The 21,853-nt window shown below is 60.7% G+C and carries 20 protein-coding genes and 1 pseudogene; 1 reads left to right on the top strand and 20 read right to left on the bottom strand.

Features of this window, described 5'->3' with window-relative positions; all coding sequences use genetic code 11:
* Positions 1 to 61: 61 nt before the first annotated feature.
* The 20 genes and pseudogenes from CP557_RS21990 to CP557_RS21900 form a co-directional block, all read right to left on the bottom strand.
* Positions 62 to 2,023: a hypothetical protein gene (locus tag CP557_RS21990; protein WP_097382168.1), complete on the bottom strand. Its 1,962-nt coding sequence runs from the start codon at positions 2,021 to 2,023 to the stop codon at positions 62 to 64.
* A 6-nt stretch (positions 2,024 to 2,029) separates the two neighbouring features.
* A complete protein-coding gene (locus CP557_RS21985; protein ID WP_169924440.1) occupies positions 2,030 to 3,604 on the bottom strand; it encodes a hypothetical protein in 1,575 nt (524 codons plus the stop codon).
* 46 nt (positions 3,605 to 3,650) lie between these two features.
* Entirely contained in the window at positions 3,651 to 4,646 is a 996-nt protein-coding gene (locus CP557_RS21980; RefSeq protein ID WP_097382166.1) for a hypothetical protein, read from the bottom strand.
* On the bottom strand, positions 4,633 to 4,956 hold the full coding sequence (locus CP557_RS21975) for a hypothetical protein (protein ID WP_097382165.1): 324 nt from the start codon (positions 4,954 to 4,956) through the stop codon (positions 4,633 to 4,635). Before CP557_RS21975 ends, CP557_RS21980 begins: the two co-directional genes overlap by 14 nt.
* Before the next feature lie 289 nt (positions 4,957 to 5,245).
* On the bottom strand, positions 5,246 to 7,561 hold the full coding sequence (locus CP557_RS21970) for a hypothetical protein (protein ID WP_097382164.1): 2,316 nt from the start codon (positions 7,559 to 7,561) through the stop codon (positions 5,246 to 5,248).
* Between the two features lie 24 nt (positions 7,562 to 7,585).
* Positions 7,586 to 8,149, bottom strand: coding sequence for a hypothetical protein (locus tag CP557_RS21965; protein ID WP_097382163.1), 564 nt, complete (start codon positions 8,147 to 8,149; stop codon positions 7,586 to 7,588).
* 2 nt (positions 8,150 to 8,151) lie between these two features.
* Positions 8,152 to 8,409: a hypothetical protein gene (locus tag CP557_RS21960; RefSeq protein ID WP_097382162.1), complete on the bottom strand. Its 258-nt coding sequence runs from the start codon at positions 8,407 to 8,409 to the stop codon at positions 8,152 to 8,154.
* Complete coding sequence (locus tag CP557_RS21955; protein ID WP_097382161.1) at positions 8,406 to 8,621, bottom strand: hypothetical protein; 216 nt, start codon at positions 8,619 to 8,621, stop codon at positions 8,406 to 8,408. The genes CP557_RS21960 and CP557_RS21955 overlap by 4 nt, the downstream gene beginning before the upstream one ends.
* Positions 8,618 to 9,565: a hypothetical protein gene (locus CP557_RS21950; protein ID WP_097382160.1), complete on the bottom strand. Its 948-nt coding sequence runs from the start codon at positions 9,563 to 9,565 to the stop codon at positions 8,618 to 8,620. The genes CP557_RS21955 and CP557_RS21950 overlap by 4 nt, the downstream gene beginning before the upstream one ends.
* Positions 9,562 to 9,858 (bottom strand): hypothetical protein, encoded by a 297-nt coding sequence (locus CP557_RS21945; RefSeq protein ID WP_143825120.1) that lies wholly within the window; start codon positions 9,856 to 9,858, stop codon positions 9,562 to 9,564. Before CP557_RS21945 ends, CP557_RS21950 begins: the two co-directional genes overlap by 4 nt.
* 204 nt (positions 9,859 to 10,062) lie before the next feature.
* Positions 10,063 to 10,755: a hypothetical protein gene (locus CP557_RS21940; RefSeq protein ID WP_097382158.1), complete on the bottom strand. Its 693-nt coding sequence runs from the start codon at positions 10,753 to 10,755 to the stop codon at positions 10,063 to 10,065.
* Between the two features lie 143 nt (positions 10,756 to 10,898).
* Complete coding sequence (locus CP557_RS21935) at positions 10,899 to 11,219, bottom strand: hypothetical protein (protein ID WP_143825119.1); 321 nt, start codon at positions 11,217 to 11,219, stop codon at positions 10,899 to 10,901.
* Positions 11,220 to 11,269: 50 nt separating this feature from the next.
* Complete coding sequence (locus tag CP557_RS21930) at positions 11,270 to 11,647, bottom strand: hypothetical protein (RefSeq protein WP_097382156.1); 378 nt, start codon at positions 11,645 to 11,647, stop codon at positions 11,270 to 11,272.
* 87 nt (positions 11,648 to 11,734) lie between these two features.
* Positions 11,735 to 12,007: a hypothetical protein gene (locus CP557_RS22760; RefSeq protein WP_169924439.1), complete on the bottom strand. Its 273-nt coding sequence runs from the start codon at positions 12,005 to 12,007 to the stop codon at positions 11,735 to 11,737.
* A gap of 5 nt (positions 12,008 to 12,012) precedes the next feature.
* Positions 12,013 to 13,443 carry a DUF2808 domain-containing protein gene (locus CP557_RS21920; protein WP_097382154.1) on the bottom strand — a complete coding sequence of 477 codons (1,431 nt, stop codon included), beginning with the start codon at positions 13,441 to 13,443 and terminating at the stop codon, positions 12,013 to 12,015.
* A 125-nt stretch (positions 13,444 to 13,568) separates the two neighbouring features.
* Positions 13,569 to 14,357, bottom strand: a complete 789-nt coding sequence (locus CP557_RS21915; RefSeq protein ID WP_143825118.1) for a hypothetical protein — start codon at positions 14,355 to 14,357, stop codon at positions 13,569 to 13,571.
* Between the two features lie 3 nt (positions 14,358 to 14,360).
* On the bottom strand, positions 14,361 to 15,917 hold the full coding sequence (locus tag CP557_RS21910) for a S8 family peptidase (protein ID WP_097382152.1): 1,557 nt from the start codon (positions 15,915 to 15,917) through the stop codon (positions 14,361 to 14,363).
* A complete protein-coding gene (locus CP557_RS21905) occupies positions 15,914 to 18,955 on the bottom strand; it encodes a hypothetical protein (protein ID WP_245853167.1) in 3,042 nt (1,013 codons plus the stop codon). The genes CP557_RS21910 and CP557_RS21905 overlap by 4 nt, the downstream gene beginning before the upstream one ends.
* Positions 18,956 to 19,051: 96 nt before the next feature.
* Positions 19,052 to 19,849: pseudogene (locus CP557_RS23555) on the bottom strand (WD40 repeat domain-containing protein); the annotation flags it as partial.
* Positions 19,850 to 20,531: 682 nt separating this feature from the next.
* Complete coding sequence (locus CP557_RS21900; protein ID WP_097382150.1) at positions 20,532 to 21,293, bottom strand: hypothetical protein; 762 nt, start codon at positions 21,291 to 21,293, stop codon at positions 20,532 to 20,534.
* A gap of 302 nt (positions 21,294 to 21,595) precedes the next feature.
* Here CP557_RS21900 and CP557_RS21895 point away from each other — a divergent pair, with 302 nt between their 5' ends.
* Positions 21,596 to 21,790 carry a hypothetical protein gene (locus CP557_RS21895; protein WP_097382149.1) on the top strand — a complete coding sequence of 65 codons (195 nt, stop codon included), beginning with the start codon at positions 21,596 to 21,598 and terminating at the stop codon, positions 21,788 to 21,790.
* Positions 21,791 to 21,853 lie beyond the last annotated feature (63 nt).

The following is a 21,853-nucleotide window of genomic DNA, read 5'->3' as shown; positions in this document are numbered from 1 at the left end:
GGATGAATTGTTCCGCAAGGTGTTCCTAGCGCGTTTCCCCGACAGTCCGTCTCGAACGTTGTCACGAGTGATTCACCTCTCCGAACCACCAGTTTTCGGCAGCGTTCCCGTCAGTCGCCTCCCAGACGTCGCGCTCGAGGCGGACAACCTCGCCGTTCCGGGAGAGGACACCGAGCGCACAGTAGCGGTGTAGCTCCCCTTTCCATCGCTCCTCGGGATAGTCTCTACAGGCGCGTGCGAGCGTATCCATCGTGACCCAGCCGTCGGCGCGCAGCTCGTGGGCGAACGTCTTCCGAATTTGCTCTTGCAACTCGGTCTCGACATCACCGCCGACGAGTCCCAACTCGAGCATATCCTCTGCCCGCTGTTGGCCGGCCGTTGCGGGTACGGACCCACCGGTCTGTCGGGCCGCGTCGGCGACCGTTAACACGTCATCAACCGTCTCCGCGAGCGTCTCACGGGAGACGGTATGATTGGTGCCGACCTTCGCGATCAGGTGCCGAGTGCCGTCAGCGTCGTCGACGGCGTAGGCCTGTACCAGCACGCCCCGTCGTGTTCGGCCACGGTCGCCGAACAGATCGAGTCGGTAGGCAGCCCGATCGATGAGTTCGTAGGCTCCGTAGATCAAGAGGGAGAGAACGACGGCCCCGAGCAACGCGAGCACGAGAGAGCGCGTGAACGCCCACACGAGTCCAAAGGAGAGCAACCCGGCCGCGATGGTCAGTCCACGCTGAAGAATCGCCACACGGACCGATTGGCGGGCAAAACTCTCGACGAGTGCATCTTGGACATCGTCAGCAGCGTGCCGGGCGGTGTAGGCCAGCACACCCGCCGCCAACAGAAGCGGAACAACGAGTGCGAGTTTCGTCGGGACGGATGCCACCCACAGCGCTGCGAGAACATCGAACAGCCGGCCGTCGGCGATGATCACGGCTGCGTATACCGGGACGAACGGTGCGATCATCAACGCCAGCCCGACAGCACAGTATCGAACCAGTAGATACGCGCCAACGATGCGGTCCGGGCCGGCAGGCCAGTCGATCGTCGCGGCGTGTCGCAACCGCTTGCGGAGCGAGTGGGCCGCAACGCGGCCACAAAAGGCCGTGACAAGTGCCGCCAGAACGAATCCGACGCCCGCGCCGACAGCGGCGAAGTCGATCCCGACAGCACCGATCGCCCGCCCGATCCCGGCCGGGATCACGCCGACGGTCCAGATCGCCGCGACCGCGCCGACCGTCTCGAGGGCCAGCGTCTCGCGGTGGTAGTACAGGCGCGTCTCGATGCTATCGGGAACCTGCATATCGAGTGCGGTAATCGCGACGGCACCGATCGCAAGGGCCAGCGAGAGGAGATACCAGTGTTCGTAGGCCATCGTCGCCGCGAGGACGCCGTAGGCGAACACCAGATTCGATAGTAACTCGCCGCCGGGGAACAGCCGTACTGCATCGACAGGCGCGGTGATAACGGCCTGGGTCAGGGAGACTGCCACATCGAGAAGCGTCTCGAGGTCGAGTGACGTACTCTCGCTGGTCAACACGGCCACGAGGGCATCCGTCGAGACTGCAACCGCGCCGAAGGTGGCGACGAGGACGGCAAGCGTTCCGATTCGACGGGCCGCTCGCGGCACGAAATCAAAGCGTGAGCCTGTGGCGGCGTGGATCTCTCCGACGACGGCTGCGGTCGCTTCGCGGATCGTGACGCGGTCTGGGTCGTGGACATCGGCCTCGCCACGGACGCGGGCCTGCACCCGTTCGAACGCCTCGCGGACGGGTTCGCGATAGGTTTCGATGTCGCCATGTGCGGGAATCCGGACGGTCTCGGGCGTCTGTCGTCGGATCTCTCCCAAGAGCGTGCTTTTGTGCTCGCGTTGGTCCGCCGGGAGTTTTGCGAACTTGTGTCGTCGATAGACGACTGCCAGTGCGACGACACCGAGCAAGACCATGATCGCGGTCAACCAGAGCTGGCCGGGCGTTTTGTCGGGGACTTCGACACCGACGCCCTGGAGTGGGAGTGCGTTAATCATCACGAATCACCCATCGGTCCGGCTCCGGTGTTCCTCGAGGAACGTTTGCAGCTCGTCGTCGCGGTCGTATTCCTCGAGTGCGCGGTCGAAGTGTTGTTTGTACCACTTCGCAAGCGGGATTTGGAAGCGATCATCTGCGGCCTGGAAGAACTGCAACAGCTGCTCGAGTCGGAGCCGAGCGGGGTCGATATGGCCGTCCTCGTCAGTAATCGGGTGGTTGTTGATCGCGACTGCGAATTCGGCCATGAAGCGACCGATTCGCTCGTTGTCTTCGAATGCGAATTCCGAGAAGTCGAATTCCTCGATCATCTCCGGTAGCGACAGCGTCTCGGGCGGTTCCGCAAGGTCGTCGAGATCGAACTCGGCGGTGTCCATCGGGAAGTCGTTGAGTTCGGGATCGTCGTCGGGAATCGCCGCAAGAAGCGTCTCGGAGGGGACTGCCAGCGAGCGAAGATCGTCACGATCGGCAACCGTCTCGTCGGGCTCGAGGACATCGTCGGCACGAACGAGCGTGGCGCGACCGAGCGACGTCTCACCACCGTCGGTTGCGACATGCCCGTCCGTTTCAGGAGCGAGTTGCGCAACGTAGCCACACGAGCCCATCACGCGGACGCGATTCTCTTTCATCGTATCCTCGTGGAACAGCCACGCGAATTTCAGCAGGCCCTCGAGTGGCGTTTCGCCGACTTTCTCACGCAACTCGACGGCCTCGTGGTCGGTGACACTCGGAATGTCCTGCCAATCCCAGTTGGCAAACCGATTCAATCGGTCTTTCAGGTCCTCGGATTCCTGGCGTTCGGCGAGTGTCCCCTCCTGTTCTTCGACGGATTTGCGCTGGAAGTAATCGCCGTAGATCTTCCGCAAGGCCAGCGCGTCGGGGACTTTGAGCAACGCGAACAGGAAGATCCCGCCCAGCGTCGTCGCGATGATGATAACTGCGGCCGTGAAGCCACCATCGAGAAGGTGTGTGGGCGATCGCATGGTCAGATAGGCGTTGACCATCGCCTGCATGACCTCCTCGTTCGACGACGGTGCCGAGAGTCGGTGTCCAAGAATCGAACTCTCCCGAACGTCGGTCACCGTCCCGTTCCAATCGGTCCACTTGTTCGCGTTGGATTCGAGGGATTCGACCTCGGTTGGCTCCATGACGGTCACCGTCTCGAGCCCGTCGACGCGAATCACGGCTTCGTGGCGCGTCTGTTCGGTGGTAGTTGTCGTGTTGTTGCCCTCGGTGACGGTCTGCTCGCGGTCGACAATCCAGTAGGCTTCGAACGACCCCGTCTCGCCGTTGGGGTCAAGCGTGTAGCGCTCGAGCGTCTCGTCATAGGAGAGTTCGCCCGACCCACTCGTGAGGCCGAATTCACTCACGTTTTCGGCGTCGAACCCCTGGGGATAGAGCTGCTGAACATCCCCTTTCACGACGTAGACTGGCGTGCCGTTGCTCGATTGGCGGTCGACATCCTCGGAGACGTAGCTCGGTTGCTCGACGACGAGGTCTGCACCCTCGGTCGCCATATTGTCACTTTGGGCCGTGACGGTCGCCATGCCTGGCCCGGCGGCCGCGGCGAGTGAGCAAACCATCACAACCACGAGTACGATACGCGTCGCTCGCTGTCGTCGTGTGCTGTTAGTCATCACTGGAGAGTTCGGCTTCGACTTGTCTGAGTTCCGGATCGGTCTGGGTTGAGGGGCCAAGCGGACCGGAGTCTTCGCCCGTCTCGGTGGCTGTGCCACCGTGTCGCCCCCGATCGACCTCCCGAAGTTCTTTGTAGAACTCCTTGTGCGATTGGAGGAATTCTTCGGGTTCCATCGCACCGATGTCCTTGGCGGCCTCGAGTCGGCGTTGGAAGTCGTTGAGTCGGTCCTCGAGTTCTTCGCGTTCTTCGCGCGTGCGAATGAGCTCCGTTTTCAGATTCTCGGCGATCTCATCTTGCACGAGATCGGGCATCGGCGCGTACAGCGTCGAGTTGCGACCAAAGGGATCGACTTTGATCTTGGTGGTCGACTGTTCGATTATCGTCCCAAGATCGGTCTGGGTAATCGAGACGAAAGCCGGATGCAACCGGATCATCGCGGGATCGGATGGGTCTCGATTGAGTTTCGCCCACGATTCGCCGAGTTCCGCACCGAATTCCTCAATGGTGTAGCGTTCGGCGAGTGACCCGAACCGTCGCATCCCTTTGACGGGTTCGAACAGTGGCGCACCCGAACTGTCCTGTTTAAGATAGCCGAGAAACCGTTTCGGGCCGTCTTTGGTCCGGAGTACGAGCCATTGGTACTGCATGAACGCGCTTTCGCGGCGTCGATCGGCGAGATACGCCGTCACGCCGATCACGGTCAGAAAGAGTGAGCCCAGCTGGACGTAGCGATTCCCGAGGATATCGGGGATCAAGTGCCAGGTGTAGCCAATCAGGACGGCGATCGCCGCCAGCCCGATCGGAACACCGAGCACGAGGAACCAGCGATACTCCCACGCGCGTTCGCGGAGCGGGGTATGCGTGTCGTCCTCGGTTGTATGCGGGTCGGCAACGTCCTCGACGTCTGGGTGGTTGCCGGTCGTGAATCGCTTGTAATCGCGCTGGCCGTCGACACCAGCTCGCCCGCCGGGATTATTCGCGCTCACGGCGATGCACCTCCTGGTCGGTCGCGTCGCTGTCTGTCGTGTGCATGGATTCAGTATCAGGATTCGGTTCGATCGTCAGTCGGTATGACTCCGGGTCGCGGACAGTGAACTCGAGTGGGTAGTCACAGCTCGTCGACGCTGGCAACAGCACGATCGCCTCGCCAGGGATGATGAGTGATTGAAACTCACCACCAGGATCGAGCGGAAAGAGCGGTTGTTGAGTGTACTGCTTAGGGAAGTACACCTGTGCGGCGTCACCGTTTGCTGTGACCGATCCCTCGAGTTCAATCTCGAGTGGATCGGTGTGCATGTGAGAAGCAGTGGTTGTCTATAGCAGTACTATACGCTCGCTATAGCGAGCGTGCGAAAAGGGGGTGGCGGGCCGGTCCGATACCCTCTCGAGGGGATTTTTGATTGTAAGACGGTCCGAGCCGGTCGGTGTCTGCGAAGATTTTCTGTCATGCTGTATATTTGATCGCGCTGTGCGCGATACACGCGCGTACCATAGTTAGTAGTGAGTAGCACTATCTTTGCCATGCTGAATTCGCTGAACCCGCTGACTGGTGGCGATTAGCTTGCTGACTTACTTGCTGAACTCACTAGTCGTTCCGTATGGGATCGCCTGCTTCGGATAGTCCCTCAAAACCGCTGAGATAGTACTCTCCCTCATCCGTCAATGCGATATCATAGAACACCATATTACCGTCGCCGTTGGGTGCGCTTTCAACCGGCCCATCCATCCGTTTCTTGAGTTTCTTCCCGAACCGGATAGACACGGATTGGTCGCCGAAGTCCCACGGCTCGTGACCATAGTCCTGTGCAAAGGCATTGAACGCGTCGTACACCTCTTGCTTGACCGTATTCGTACCGCTCTTGCGGGTGAGACAGTACTCGACAAACGCCCGGACGGGGAAGGCTTCGGGGTCTGGACCACTGTCCTCAGTGGCCTCGAGTTTGTCCCGAAGCGTCGGAACCTCAAGGCTGGATGGGACACTGTCGTCCCACGTCACGGTTTCGACGTCAGCGGGTCGGCGAAGCGTTTCACAGCGCCCTCCAGAGGCGTCGAGCTCCGCGTGATCGCATTCGGGGCACGTGACCGTGTAGCCGTCTTCGGAGCGCTCGAGATCGTCGTGCTCGCACTCCGAACACTCCTCGGTCGGCGTCATGTACTTTGCACGAGCGTGCCACCCTGTCCCGTCAGTTTTCACGTCGAAGTGGTGGTGTGACGGTGGCGTAATCTCGACTGGCGAAACGAATTCGATATCGCGGTTCTCGAGTGCGGGTTTCGCTTGCCCGACGATGCCCGCTTGCCCGGCTTTCGCAGTCATCGTCGACCAGAACGACCGCGTCCGGTTGTTCTGGGTCCACTCAAAAATATCATCTATCGTGTCGCGATTCGCCGAGTAGACGACGTAGTGATTGAATAACTCGCGGACGCTTTTCAACAGGTCTGAGGGTTCCTGCGTGTCGGCGACGATGTGAATCCCGGCGTGGCGGTTCTGGCGCATCACCTTCATCGCGATCTGGCCGATCGCCTCTTGGACAGCGGCCTCTCGAGCGTCGAACGACCGTCGGCGTTTGTGGGGAACGACCTCCCACAGCTCCCGCATAACCAGAACTGCCTCGGATTTATAGTTCGACCCTTCTCGAATCCGGAAACACCGATCGAGGACGTACGCGAAGGTCATCAACGCCGAGAGGTCCCGATCACACAGCGCCTGCGAGAAGATTGTGTACGTGTCCGTCGACTCCATGACATCGTGCCACTCGAGCGTGTGCTCGTCTGCGTGCGTTCGAATGAACCCCTCGTTTTGTAGCGACCGGAGAACGCCAACGGCCTTCGACTTGTGTTTGTCCGAGAGTTCCTCGCGTTTCAAGATTGCTTCGGCAAGGTCTTTGAGCGACCAATCGGTTTTTGCCTCGTCGACCTCGTCGTACACCTCACGGATGGTTGCCTCCTCGGATTCAGAGAGTCGTGACATGATGAGAGAAACCATCACGGGTTTGCGGAACTCGCTGGCCGGGACAGTGAACGGTCGGACCACGAACCGTTCATCATCGGCGTCAAATGGCAGTGACTTCTCACAGAACCCACGCGTCAGCGGGTGCAGGATCTCGACTGTCGGCGGCTCGCGGCCGTCGGCTTCGGCAAACGACGGCGGAAGGCCCTGTTCCTCGCGGATCCTCCGGAGGTCAGACTGTTGCTGTGGGAGATCGATCAACCAGTTCTCACCCTGTCGCATCCCAAGAATGTCGAGAATCTTGTAGTCGCGGCCCTCCGCTTGGCTCGCTGCCAGATAGTCCTCGGCGAAGCGTTCGGTGCCGGTCGATTTGCCCATCCCAGTCCCGCCACAAACGAGCCACTTGAGCGCGTCCACCTGTTCGTCAGTGACGAGTTCGACCGGGTCGCCAAGATCCATCCGGCCATCTTGGAGGTGTTCGCCAAGCTTGACTTCGAAGCCGATCCCGTCGGCTTTCGACTGGTACGTATCCATGACGATTTCTTCGTACTCTGCAACGGCCGTCACCGACCGCAACGTGCCCTCGACGACGTCTTTGGCGTAGTCGCGAGCCGACACAGACAGTCCGTCATAGTGACCGTTGAACGCATGGGAAAACGTCTCCCGCCGCTCGTGAAAGTCCGAGATCGCCATGTAGTCCCAGCCCTCGTGATCATCGAGGTTGCCGTCGAACTCGAGTAACGACTGTCCAGTGTGATCCTCGAGTAACGGAATGAGATCGTCGGACAGCGTCGTTGCGACATAGCGATAGTGTTTCGGTTGGCCGCGAGCCATTGCCCGCGAACAGCGTTCGATCAGCGTCTCGATTTCGGACTCGCGGCTCCAGTAATCGTGTTTCGACTGATCCTGCGTGGCGTAGTCGACAGCACTCCGTCGGTCAGTATTGGAACTCATAGATTCGTGTATTGAAAATCGCCGTTAGTCGTCTGCAACGGCAGCGTCGGCTGCCGTTTCCGATTCCGCATCAGCGTCGTCAGTCGCCGGCTCGAGTCCGTCCAAATCGTCGGGGTGGATGTTGTGCGTGCCACAGATGATGATTCGTCGATGTCGGTGATCGAACTCGGCACACAGCTCGTCGTACTCGCGTTTCAGATCCTGCAAGACGAGTGGGTCGCCCGAATGCGTGTGCATGAACTGTCGCGTCGCTTCGACCGGGTCATCGGCCGCACGCACCCGCCGTGGAAGCCGCCCGTCTTTGATCGTACAGAACCGATCCGAACACGTACACAGCGGCTGCTCGCGTGTCCCGTCGTAGGGATGGCTCGTTGGATCACCCGCCCTGTAGGCGTCAAGTTTCGTCTTCGCGCTCGAGACGAACGTCGACGCGAACTCCTGATAGCCGTCGTCGGTCAACACGAGTCGGGCGTGTTGATCGGCTTGCTGGTACTCTCGGTCCAGTGCGAGTTGCACCTCTGGGTCGAGTGAGTTACGCTTGAACGCACGGTACGCATCGTCGCGGAGTTTCTGGTGATTTGATGACATGGTTAGATGAGGTCCTCGCCTTTGTAGAATTGGAAGTAGCCGACCCACGCGGCGATAAGATACGTGAATCCGCCGAGCAAGACGAGATACCACAGTCCCGTCCCGATAAGGACGAAGCCGATCACAAGTGCCGCGACTGAGAATAGCACCTTCCGCGCGAAGATAATCCGTCGCGTCCACCGCATCGTTGCATCGGGGAACCAGTAGGCCACGATCACCGCGAGTGCGACGATTGCCAGTAGCATGAGAATCGCGCTCATCGCCGACCACCGCCGAGGATGCGTTTGTCACGAAGCATCCGATTGAGCCGGTACAGGAGGACGTAGAGAACGTACAGTACGACCGCAATGATAGTCGCCCCGATGACGACCGTCAACAGCGTCGTGGCGTACAACCAGACGATGACGACGCCGACGACCCCAAGCGCGATCAAGACGCCTTTGCCCGTCCGTGGTGTCTGTAGTAAGCTCATCGATTGAACACCCCATCAACGATATCGCGTGCATCCCTAACCAAGTCGCGGGGAATGTCGTTCAGCAGTTCGCCGATCGAACTCCGAATGTTCGCAAGCCACCCGCTCCCGTACTTGAATCGGACATCGGGTGGATCGTCGGTCTGTGCGAGAATATGAACTGTCTCTGTGCTGTTGTCCTTCGTGAACGTACAGACCGGCGCATCGGCCCCACTCGAGTCCGCACACTCCGGGACAGTCCGCCACTCCTTGCTTGCTGGGTCGGCTGTCTTCGCCGCGTCGTACTGAAGTGTTACGTCCTCGCCGTCGGTGTCGATGCCGAACGTGGGATTGTCGCCAGTCAGTTCTGCCGTCGGCACGTATTCCCACTGTTCGCTTGCGCCGTTGGTTGAGGGCATGTCGACGCCGATTTCGTCCTCGAGCCACTCCGAGCCGTACTCTCGGACCGAGAAGACGACCGACGCCTGTTGTTTAATCTCGAAGACTGCGTCGGTCTCGCCAGAGAGGTGCATCTCGACTGCCGTGTAGTTCGATCCCTCGGTCGGTTCGAACGTAGCCGTCGTCTCACCGTCGATCGCGTCGGGTTCGTCTGGGTGTGGGTGCCAGTAGGCCTTCGGGACGTAGAACCGAATCGTGCGCTCGATTGACTCGTCGTAATCAACACGAAGGTACGTCGTATCGAAGTCCGTGTACCGGAGTCCATCAACGCCGACGTCTGTGGCGCTATCGGCGACGGTGATCGTCATGTTTGGATATGTCGGGTTCGCCGTGGCGATGCCCTCAGTCTCGAAGTTCTCGATCGTGCTGTTTGCCGTCAGTGCGGTATCGTCGTCGAGCGTGACGGTGTCGCCCGAGGTCGTCGCTGCACCGAACCCAACCCCAGCGGGCAGCGAACACACGAGCACGGCGACGAACACCAGCGTCGCGCGTGTATCCCCGATCATGTTCTGAACACCCAGAAATTCCGGTTCCAAACGTCTCTGATAGCGTTCCGGACGGGTTCGGTCACGAGCGATGCGAGTATCACTCCGGAGATCGCCGCGCCAACGACGCCGAGGAGGGCGAGCGCGTAGGCGGCCATCACGAGGACGGTCACGACGCCGAGTTTCCACAGAATGTCGAGCACACTGCCGCTGAACCCCCGGCGAACGACCCGCACGAGTGTCTTCGGAATCGGTGTTGGTATCGAGACCATGGTTACCCCGAATGACCTGCCAGAGTAGTCGGACGATGCCAACGAGCCCGAACACGCCGAATATGACCGTGAAAATGATCGTTGCCCCCAGCGTGACGAAATTCGATATGAGTGCGACCGTGAACAACAGGAGGTTCGCGGCGACCTGGTCCCGTGGCTTGTCAGCCCACACCACCTGTTGCAGCCGTGCAAAGAGCCAATCCAGCGGGTCCTCCGGAAGGATACTATCGGCACCTGGCACGGCACTCATAGCTCGACCCTCCCGAGGAGGAGTTCCAAGACGCTGCGGCCCTCCTTGCCGAGTTCGATCGCACTCGAGTACTTCCCGACATGGTGGCTCACGTACTCGCTCGAGGGGATCTCGTGGTTACCGTTCCCGTCAGTGTCGATGAACTCACGGCGAAACTCTGCCAGCTCGTCGGCCCCGTTTTCGGCGGCCTCGTTTTTGATCGTCGCCTGGTAATCGGGGTCAGTGGCTTCCTCGAGTCGCCACTCGAGTGACGTAAACTCGTCAGTGTCGGTATCGTAGCCGGCGTCGATTGTCGTCGCGACCGATTCCGAGCGTGTCGGCCAGCGCGTCCAGTCGATCGCGACATCGACGCCGACGACGGTATCGCCGAGTGCTGTGACGCCACCCTCATCGATCAACCAGTTTCCGTAGTTGATCCAGTGTTCGCTATTGGCGTTGAACTCGTTTCGAAGGCGATCGGCGAGTGTTGCGGCCGTCTCGGGTGCGCCAGCAAGCCCGTAGCCGTCGATCCGACCACGAATGAACGCCATGAAGTCGCCGCCTTCTCCGACGCCGTCGGCGAGTATGCCCTGTGAGTTGGTCTGTGCGCTTGCCGTTGTCGTTGCGAGACCGGCCGACCCGGCGGCCGCCAGGGTCGCCCCCGACGCCCGAAGGAATCGGCGTCTCGTCTGTGGGTCTGAGTGTGTCATGAGTATCGTACTGAAAGGGGTTGTGTCGGGGAGGTCTGGAGGCTCCGAGGCGAGGAAAGCGCCCCGGAGCTGCTACTCTCAGGTGCCCGGTCAGTGCCGGGCAGGCCCACCTACGGAATCGAACCGTAGTTCGCCACCGTGGGTCAATCGTCTATGCGGCTGGGAATCTGTCGCAGTTGTGAGAACACATCCGGGTAGTCGTCCCGAAGTATCCAGTACAGCCCGATCGAACCGAGGACAACCAGGCCAGTAGCAACAGCGCCGATAACCACCCGAGGGACGTAGCGAGCGGCCAGCACGCCGTACCACCCCATCATGAACAACACCCCACCGAGAAGACCAACCGCAGTGTTGAGCACCCACATCACGTTGAAATCGAACAGTGCCGACTCATCGAAGTCGCCGGCCTGATCGTCGGTGGCTGTTTCGAGGTCGACGAACTCCCCATCGTCGTAGGCATCCATGTCCATAACGCCCGCTCGAGGAATCGAACCCCGACAAACACCAGCGCGGGTTACCAGTGGGCGATCGCTCGCATCCGTTCGGCGGCCGTCTCGAAAGCCTCGCGTCGGTCGACATCCGAGAGGATCACGTCGCCGTCAAGCGAGACTGTCCACGAGCCGAAGCGGCCCTGTTTGGTCAGTCGAACCACCGACCCGTAGCCCGTCCACGAGCGTTCGGTCACCGTTCGCTTTTCGGCGCGCCACTCTCCGGGTGGGTTGACGCGGAGTCGTGACTCGAGGTCGAGTGCATCCCGCAGGACTTCGAACGGCTCCGATCGCGTGCCGACGATTGCCTCGAGCCGGCGCGTCACCATCGGGTAGCCCGCCGGCCCGGAGCGTGCAACGCCGATGTCTGAGAGTTGTGACTCAAGTCGTGAGTTGGTTGCCATAGAGGCTCGCCGACGGAATCGAACCGTCGTGTGCCAGCGCGAGCAAAAATCGAGGGTTAGCCGTGAGCCGCTACTGGTGTGGGCCTACTACAGGTCCGGTACAGGTGGCGTCGGGTCGAAGTCCGATTTTCGACCGCCCGTGAGCGCGAACTTGTTTTGGTTGTACTCCCACGAAAGCCACTCACGAACCCAGACCGTTACTCCTGGGCTGACGCGATCACCGCCGATTGCCCTCGACACAAGGTCCAAAATTGCGAACAGCGACGCGAGCATCAAGAAGACGGCTCCGATAAGGAGTCCGCCAGTCCAGGCCCATGCGAGTGCGATTGCCTGTAACCCGAGTCTTGAGAGTGTTACCATTATGATCACGCTCCTCCGAGTCGGCGGCGAGAGCCAATGAGGATCAACCCGGCCCCAACGAAGGGGATGCTGTACTGGAAGACGGCGAAGGAATCGACCCACCCGTAATCGAGGTCGTCACGCAGGTCGCCCGGACTCGGCGCGTCGTTAGCCACGAGCGAGACATCGAGCGTTCCGCCGTCTTGGGTCGTGCCGTCGGCCAGATTAATCATGTGGGGCTCGTTGTCGTTGAGGACGATGTACGTATCATCGACGGGGTCAACCTCGCTGCCCGTGACATCGTCACCAGGCTCGTCGTAGAACACGTACACGAGGCCCTCATCGACGCTCGAGGACATCATGAGTCCGAGTCTGTCTCCGGCTTCCGCACTGTCCGGGATCGCGGCGTCGACCTCGTCGCTGAACGTCTCGTTTTCCGCCGAGACGTAGATCGTCGACGTGTTGCCGGTCACGTCGCGCGTGTCATCGATTTCGGCGTCGGTGCGGTCCCAGAGAGTCCGATTGAACACCGAAATCGAGTTGTCCTCGATTTCCGCGCGCGTGTCGTCAGCGGCGATGTGTAGCTGTGAGACCTCGTCAGTATTCTCGAGCGTCGCGTTGAAGTCGTTTGCCGGCGCACCAGCATCGAGGTTCTCGACGGCAACCTGCAGGTCGGTCATCTCGTTGACGCCCATCTCGAGCGTTCGCAGCTCGGAGTGGTTGACCTCGAGTTGGTAGGTCCCTGGCGTGCTGGTACCCGAGTCGGCCGCGGAGACGGCCGTCACATCGTTGACCGTCGTCAGCGTTCGCGAGCCGTCGGCGGTCATGATGTCGGCCTCGAGATTGTCAGTATAGGCTTCGACCTCGATGGTTTCAGCCATGTCAGCGGAGCCGTTGTAGCCGGTCACGTTGGTCCCCTCCGAGAGATCGGAGGTGGCCGTCACCGAGGGCGTGTCTCCGACGACGATCGTCAGTGCGTCAGTGCCCGGAGCGCTGTCGAAGGACGTGCCGGTGCCATCGATGAGGTCGACGCCAACATCGTAGCTCCCCGCGTTGTGGGGGTTCTCGACACCGCTGAGCGTGACTTCGATGGTTTCGGTATCCGAGAGCGTCACGGTGGAATCGAGCGTCACGGTAACGGTCGTTTCGCCGGACACGGAGACCGCCGAGACAGTTTGACTCGTGCCCGCGACGCTCACGGTGGCGTCACTGGCGGTCAGCCCCGAGAGATTCCCTGCTTGGTAGTTGAGGGTGATCTCTTTGAGTGATGGTGAGTCGGTGTTGTCGTAGTCGGTTGAGATCGTATGATCGGTCGTTGCCCCGGTGCCGTCGTCGGTTGCGGTTACGGTCGGTGCGGTGATCGCTGCCGCGCTGCCCGCGAACGCGCCCGCGAAAACGGACGTGACGAGGGCGAGCGTCAGGAACAGCGTTGCGACTCGCTTGAGTTGTGGTGTCATTGTAGTTGAGGATGATTGGTTATTGAGCGGGCGATGCGGCTGCCGGAAATCGTGGCGGTGGAACCGATGGGGGCGGTGGTACCCCTCCTCCGGATGTCCACCGAATTGCGTTGTCCATCATGGCTCTATTGGAGGTCCGTCTGACCGGCACCGGCGATGTTGATACCCGGCGTTCGTGAGGCCGCGAGATACGCCCTTCGGGCCAGTGCTTCGACGGAGAACCGACCGATATCGTCTTGCCACCAGTCCGGCGCGTCCTGCATGATCCACGGGTCGAGTACTGCACCGACGCGGAGTGTGTCAGCCCACCCGTTGTCGAGCCACGCCGTCGAGCCGTCCTCGAGATGAGGCGAGTGCACGCTCTGCAGATCTCGGATCTCGAGGAAGTCCCGTCTCGAATCGTCAAACACCCAGTAGCTCGAGTCGAGCACGTAGTGGTGCCAGTTGGTGACGACCAGCGCCGTCGGGTGCTCGCCCGTTTCGCTCGAGTACGTCGGTGGCCGCTGTTCGACGTTTGCGAGCCAATGGTATGCCGAGTAGGCGACCGAGTCGATTTCGCCCGTCTCGCTATCCACGAACACGTAGAACGGCTCGCGGTCGAGATAGTGCGAGTCACGGTTTGTGACGCCCCGCTGGGTCGGATAGTGCGCGAAAAACACTGCCACGTCCGTCGCTTCGCCCTCCGATCGGGCACGGAAACCGTACAGCGAGGTCGGCGTCACCTCGAGCAAGTCCGTCCGCAAGAGTGGCTGGTAGGACTCGAGCCACGCCTCATCGAACTCGATTGTGGCACCGGCCGGCTTGGCGTCGGCGTGCGGGTAGGAGCCGTCGGTTTGGGCCGTCGCCGTGGTTGCCGAGAGCCCGCCCACGGCCACGGCTCCGAGGCCAGCAAGCACGTCGCGTCTCGAGTGCATGGTTCAGAACAGTCCCGTGAAGAAACCACCAGAGGCCGACGAAAGCGCCCGGTAGGCGGCGTCACGACTCGTCGCCTCGTCGTTCATCACGTCTCCCTGCGTGTCCTCGCGTTCGGTTTTCTCGATCGCCGCCTGTGCGTCGACGAGGCCGTGTTCGGCTTCCACGACAGCGACGTTTTCGACCGGCCGCGCGTACGTGGTCAGTCGATCATGGAGTTCGTCGGGCTCGAGGTCAGGGTTCGACGCGAGCACGAGCCCCGCACAGCCGACGACACACGGCGTTGCCATGCTGGTGCCCGAGAGTGTGCGTTCGATCACGCTGCCAGTTGTCCGGGGCGTGAGTGTCGTCATCGCCATGCCGGGTGCGGTGATGTCCACCATCGCACCAGCGGATTCGCCACCCGAGAGATCGGTCGTTCCCGGATCGTCCCCGACATTGTGGAAGTACGCCGGTTTGACGTTTTGGCGGTCGTCGACGGCAACGTTCGTCGCGCCGACCGCGAGCGCGTGCTCGGAATCGGCCGGCGAGTTGACCCACGTCGAGCCGAATCGGTCGTTGCCGGCGGCGACGAAAGCTGCCATACCCTGGTCTTTCGCGCTCGCGAGTGCGTCATCGAGTGCAGCCGACCACGTGACGCTCCCGAGACTCATGCACAGGAGGTCGGCCCCGTTGGCTGCGGCGTGGTCGATCGCCGCGGCGATCGCTTCCGTCGACCCGCTGCCTTTGGAGTCGAGGGCTCGACAGATAAGCAGGTCTGCCCCCGGCAGGTAGCCCATGTGCTCGACATCGGCACTGTCCGGCGGGTTGGCGGCGATCGCCGACGCAACCCACGTTCCATGGCCGTTCGGATCGGCCACGGCATCGAGGCCGTCCTCGGCGACCGTCTCGCCGGCGACGAAGTCCTCGCTTGCATCGAGGATGCGCGTGTTGCCGTCAGCGTCCTCGAAGATCCCACCGCCCGTGTTGCAGCCTGAATCGATGATCGCGACCGTAAGGCCCGACCCGTCGTCGATGATCGTCTCGGAGTTGGTCAGCCACTTCGCGTCGGCCATCGTGGTCTCCTCGGTGTCTTCGTCAAACGCGACTCCAGCGTCGGCCAGCGACCCGGTCGACGATCCCACGCGGAACGACTGCCACGCGGACAGGTCGTGCTCCCAGACGTCGTCGGACTCGAGTGAGGTGATCGGGTCGGCATATTGCATCCGGAGATTCACGTCGATCCACTTGACGTAGCTCCGCGATTGAAGTCCGTTGCCGAGTAAGAGGTCGAGCTGGCCTAAGCCGATCTCGCTTCGGGGCGCTTCGATCACCATCATGTCGAGCCCGTCGAGATCGCGACGCTGAATACGATCCTCGTGGCCGTCGAGCCACTCGGTTAGACTGCCCTTGCGGTCGGTATCGTATTTGACCAGCCACGTCGGTGTCGAGCCACTCGTAATCGCGTCGGCATCGAACGCGGCCGGCGTCGCCGTGTCCGAGCCGCCCACGCGGAACGAAGGGAACGACAGTGCCAGTGCCCCAACGCCCGCGGTCGATCGGAGCAGCTCACGACGCCTCATAGAAACCACCCCCGTCGGCGGCCGACGACAAGGCCGGCCAATCCGGCCAGGCCGCCGATTCCACCGGCAGCCGAGAATGGCGTGGGGACCCACGAGAGCGACGGCCCGAGGTTGGTATCGAACCACCAATCCAGCCGCTCGAGGCGGCCCGCATTGGAGTCTTGGGAGATAGTCACGCTGCCGTCCACGCCCGTGAAGGTTCGAATCCGCGTGCCAGCGTTGCTGTCCTCGCGTTCGCCACCGGGGAGGCCAGCCGCGATCGGTTCCGTCGTGTCGCCCGTCGAACGATAGACTGTCGAGCCGCCACTTAGCAGACCCGCACTCGAGGGGAGTTTGGTATCGTGCAAGACGATCCCGACACGACGCTCGAGGGACTCCGTACCGGTTGGCGTCTCGCGCTCGAGTTGGATATTGATGTCTTGGTCTTCGGTGTTTACGATCTCTCTCATTCTGAGGTGAACCTCCGATGGGACGTGCTCGTCGGCCGGCACAACGACGCTCACGTCGACTTCGCTGCCCTGGTCCTCGACGGTGATCTCGCCGTCCTCGAGTCCGTCCCCGACGAGTGCGGCCGGCTGAGTCTGGTCGGTCGGGAGGCCCCGGAGGGTCGGATTGAGATTGTACGAATCCTCGCCCGCGTGGACGCGCATGCTTTCCGTGTGGCCGTTGCCCTCGTCGTCTTCGAAGCGGAGTTCGACGAGATGGGTGCCGCTTTCGGACGGATGGACGGTGAACTCGTTGGTCCCTGTGACGTTGGCTCGCGCATCCGAGAGTGTCTGTCCCGTTGGGCTGTAGGCCGTGATATTAGTCAACTCGTAGCCCGCGTTTTCGCTAAAACGGACCTCGCCACCCATCACGGTGTCTTCGCCCGGTCGCAACGTGTTCGCGCGGATGCTTCGAATGTTGATCGGTCCGCCCGCGAAGTTCGGATTCTCGACGTCCACTTCCTCGTGAATCACTTCGTCGCCGTTCGCGCCGATGATGTTGAAGCTCAGTTCGGACTCGTTGGTCGGGTCGACAGTGACGTTCTCGCCGCCAATCGAGAGGTTGAACGGCTGTGGATCGTAGGACGGGACGCTGACGTTGCCGTCGTCGTACTCCCACTCGTCGTCGGGCAGTGGCTGTGTGACCGTCGAGTTGTTCTGTCCCGCGCCGGGGTAGTCAACGTGGACGGTCAGGTCTTCCTCGTCCCAATCAGGGCCAGAGATCGCGTTGCCGAGTGGTGAGTCGTCGGCGAGTTCGACCTCCGTGCCGGTCGTCTCGGAGACGATCTCGACTTGCGTTGTGCTGCCGGCGATTCGGTCGCCGTCGGCGTCCAAGATTACGAAGTCGTAGGCTCCGGGATCGACGTTGATCGGGTTCGCGTCCGTGTTTAGCGAGACACCAAGCGATTGGGATTCGTTCGGGTCGATCGGAGCGGCGAAGAACGCTTCTTGGATCGTCGCACGGCCCTCGCTTTTGACGAGCGCGTACTCGAAGTCCTCGTTCGAAGCGTTCTCGCCGATATTGGTGTACTCGTGTCTGACCTGGATGTCCGTGTCGTTTTGCTTGTGGATCGTCTCCGGTGGCCCAGCGTCTACGTTACTGATTTCCCAGTCGTCGGATGTCTCGAAGCGATCCTCTGCGAGCCCGGTGAAGTCATCCTCGGCACACCGGCTTTCGAGGCCGAGATCGCAGGCCAGGCCGTCGACCGCGCCGGTGTCGGTTTGGCCTTCCTCGAGCCCCGAAACCGTCGACGTGAGCGTGTCAGTGTTGTTCGCCAACTCTGCGATTGCTTGCTCTTGTGCGAGTGCCTTTTTCTCGAGCGTGCTGAGATTCCCGCGCGTCGTGTTGAACTCATCGAGCAGCGTGTCGGTGCGATTCTCCAGTCTGTCGTTGCCCTCAATGATCCCATCGAGGTCGTCGGTCATGTTCTGGAGCCGACCTTCCTCGATGCTCGTGACCGTCTCGTCGATGATCGCTTGTTCGTCGACGCGCGTTTCGTTCTCGAGTTCGTCGAGACGGTCCTGGAGACGCTGGTAGACTTCCTGGTTCGTGTGCGATGGGGCGGTGATCCGGCGCGTCTCGACGGTAACGTTTGACTCCGGCGGTGTAGCGCTGGTTGGCGTCGTCGACAGTACGACCGAGCCGTTGTAATCGGTCAGCTCGTACATCGCCCGGATGTCACTGATTGAGACGTTCGTCGGGTCAGTGCCGATCGACGAGAGTTGTGAGTCGGGAGCCTTGTAGGCCGTGACCGATGCGGAGACGACGCTGTTGTCGATCTCGGCCGTGAACTCTCCGTTTGCGTCGGTGGTCGCCGTCGTGCGGACGATCGTGCCCTCCTGGCTCACGAGGTCGCGGATGCGTTGGGCGCGCTCGGTCAGCGAGCCGGTTTGTTCTCGGAGATCGCGCTCAAAGGCTTTCGCGAGGTCTTCAGGGTCGCCGACGGTGAAGTAATAGCTCTGGGACTCGGAACTCTCCCAGCTATCACCGACGTAGGCCCGGTAAACGCCCGGTGAGAGGCGGGTTCGGACGGCGTAGTGTTCGCGCTCGCCCTGGAGCGTGGCGACCCGGCCGCCAGTGGTCGTTGCGACTGGCTGTGCAGTCCGGGTCGTCTCACTCGTTACTTCGCCCGTCGGTGAGAGCGACTGCACGGTGAGTTCGTACTCACTGGTACGCGTTGCACCAGGCAGCGAGGTGTCGATCTGGTTGTTCGATCGGCTTTCGTCGAGATCCCACGCCGAGAGGATGATCTGTTGGTCGTCGGCCGTCGTCAGCCGTGGCGGGCCGACCGAGTCCGGACTTCGGATCGTCGTCGACGGGTAGATAATCGGATTCCAGTCATCGGCTTGGTGGACCGCGACGTACCCACCCGCGCCATTGTCGTCGCGGTTTTCGATGTAATTCGTTGGCTCGAGATCGCTGTCGAAGTTCTCGGGGAGTGGATCTGCGAGTTCGGTTCGAAGTTGTTGGGCCTCGCGCTCGAGTTCTTGGGCATCGGTCGTGTCAAACGCCGATTCCGTTGGTCCCCAGATTTCGACGCTCGCGTTCGCCACTGGAGTACCAGTTTGGTCTTGGACAGTGCCGGTAATTGGATCACCGACACCACCAAGCCAACCACCAGAATTGACAGACCACACAGTCGAGCTTTCCGACGAACTCCATACTTCACTACCAGTTTCCGCATCAATTGCTTTTGCAGTATTATCCGAACTGCCAGAATAAACATAATTGCCACCTGACGAAGTACCAACAGAGAGGACGCTGTCAGTGTGACCCTCGTACACCCACTGTTCGGTGCCGTCGGATGCACTAATTGCTCTGACTGTATTCGATGTCGAATCAGTGCCAGTATAGATTGAGTCGCCGTCTGGTGATGCCGATATAGATCGGATTGCATTTGTATAGTCAGTTACATTCCAGATTTCGCTACCAGTATCGGGGTTGATCGCTCTGACTGAATTGTCTTCAGACCCTGAATAGACAGTTCCATCTGGGTTTGTCGTCACACCGTATACAGTGCCAGTATGGCCCTCAAATGTCCATTCGACAACGCCAGATGATCGGTCTAATTTTTTGACCGTATTATCTCCAGATGCCGTGTAAACACTTCCCCCGTCAGCCGATGCAGATAGCGAATTGACAGTGTTTGAGTGGACAGAAACATCCCAAAGCTTGTCACCAGTTTTTGCATCGAAAGCCCAAACACCGCCATTGCCGTCGCCAGCATACAGGAGTTCATTATCAGCCGTTGGGGCTAAAGACCGTGGGCCGCCCGATTCCGATACCCAGACCTGGTCACCAGTTCCTGCATCATATGCTTTTACTTCGGTTCCAACAGTCGCATATATTAGTTCCTCATCTTCCGAGAGCGCCGTTGCCCGAATTGTAACTCCCTCAGAGACATTCCATACTTCAGTTCCAGTTGCAGCATCAATGGCCTTGACAATACCATTTTGTGTGCCGATATATACTGTACTATTATCTGTTGATTGGGTTGTCGTGGTGAACGATGGATTGATGTCAGAGCCCGATGTGTTCGCGGCGACATTACTTGCTGCCAGCGGCATCGCGGCCACGCTCGAGAGCATCATGAACGCGAACAGCAGCGCTTGAGCCTGTCCGCGCGTGACCGACAGCATGGATAGATCGATCGCGCGGAGGTGATCGCGTGCTGTCCAAAGGAAGGTCACGAGCGCAAGGCCAGCGACAACCTCGCCACGGACTGGCGAGGGAACGACGAACTCGCCAGAATAGCTCATGACCACCAGCAGGTCGTTGACCGCGTTCGCGATCGTCGCGACTGTGATGATTGTTGCCCCGGTCGTGATGTATGGGATTTGCTCGCGGTCCAGCCACTCGAGCAATCGGAAGCCACCGATATAGGCGGCTACGTAGAGGCCGGCGGTCGCGTGGTAGCCCACCGAATCGAACAGCCACGCCGTGAGGCCGTGGCCTTCAACGCCGATTTGGGCCTCGAGTGCAGTGAGTGTCGCTGCAAACGTCAGCGTGAGTGCGATCAACGAGATCGCTTCGGTGACTCGGAGCGGGTGCGAACGGGCGGCGTTGGTGATGGTCGCGAGGCTATGCGTCGCTCGTGCGTCGGTTTGGTTTGTCATTGAAAATCAAACCTCAGTGATCGGCAGCGTCCATGAAGACTCGAAACAGGATTTCGGTCAGGACATCCTGGTCAGTCTTCTCCTGCTTGCTTTTGAGAGTCTTTGCGTCCTCGAGCAGCTCGTCGATTCGTGACTGCCGGAACGAGTGTCTCACTTGGAGATCGCCAAGGACATCCTCGGTAACCTCCATGAACTTCCGTAGCGACAGGTCCTCGAAGTCAACGCCACCGAGATAGCCATGTTCGGGATCGAAGCGCCGTCGGAATCGTTTCTGGCCGTACTCGGTGACGCCAAACTCCGCGCCGCTGTACTCCCGCGGAACGTGCTCGACCGGCCGCGTTAGTTCGACCTCGCACCGTTCAGTGTGGACTGACAGTGGGTCATGGTCCGTGATTAGATCCTGGTGTGAGTCAGCGAACAGCCACGCAAACAGCGGCTCGAGGCCGCGGTCGGGTGGGGCGTGTTTCGCCGTTTTCGAGACCGGTGTGGCGACCTCGCGGAGAACTTTGTGTGATTTCCACCGAGCGCGTTCGTACTCGGTAACACACTCCGATGGGCGGTTGGGATTCTCGCGGCGATCCCGAACCCACTTTCGGAGTTCGGGTTCTCCCATCGCGTCGACGGCGATGTTGAACGGCGTTGTCTCACGGATCAGTCGCCGGAGTTCGTGAGCGTTCAACTGGCCCACCGACGTCTCTTTGAGTTCGTCGAGCGGTGTCGACTCGTCGTACCAGAAATTCTCCCGGCTTCCGAGGGCGGATTGTGGCGTACTCATGGCTCTCGAGGGTTGTCACGGCGTTTGCGATAGAATCGACTATGTCTCGAAATCGGCGAGCGGCCGTCGCGATGACGTTGGTCAAACGTGACCTATCCGGCGGTGCGTCGCCGGGCCGAACCCGATCCGAGTGTTACTAGAAACCTACACGGCCGCATACTTGTAGCTTACCCTCACAGTCGCGTTTTCGCGAGTGTTCGCGCGGATACGAGCATTTCTGCGAGTAGGTGCGAGCTACTGTGCATTCATTTCGGTACACAAAATGCCATACATTATTGGAGCGGCCGTGTCACGGTGTGGGTATGGGCGACGAGCCCGACGGTGACGACTCGTCGGAAACAGAGCGTGTGAGTATTACGCTGCCGAAAGCGACACTCGACCGGTTGCTCGAGAACGGGCCGGTCGACGGCGACTACCAGGACGCGATGGAACGAGCAATCTACACACAGATCGAACTCGACGAAGCCGACGAGTACACCGTCGTCAAAAACCGATAGGCCGCGCGAGCCCCCGTGACCTTGGCCGGGACGGGGTTCAAGAGTGGCTACGCTCGCCAGGAA

The sequence above is a fragment of the Natrinema ejinorense genome, from assembly GCF_002494345.1.
Classification (GTDB): Archaea; Halobacteriota; Halobacteria; order Halobacteriales; family Natrialbaceae; genus Natrinema; species Natrinema longum.
Note: the sequence above shows the minus strand (reverse complement) of the source record. Positions and strands in the feature narration are given on the sequence as shown.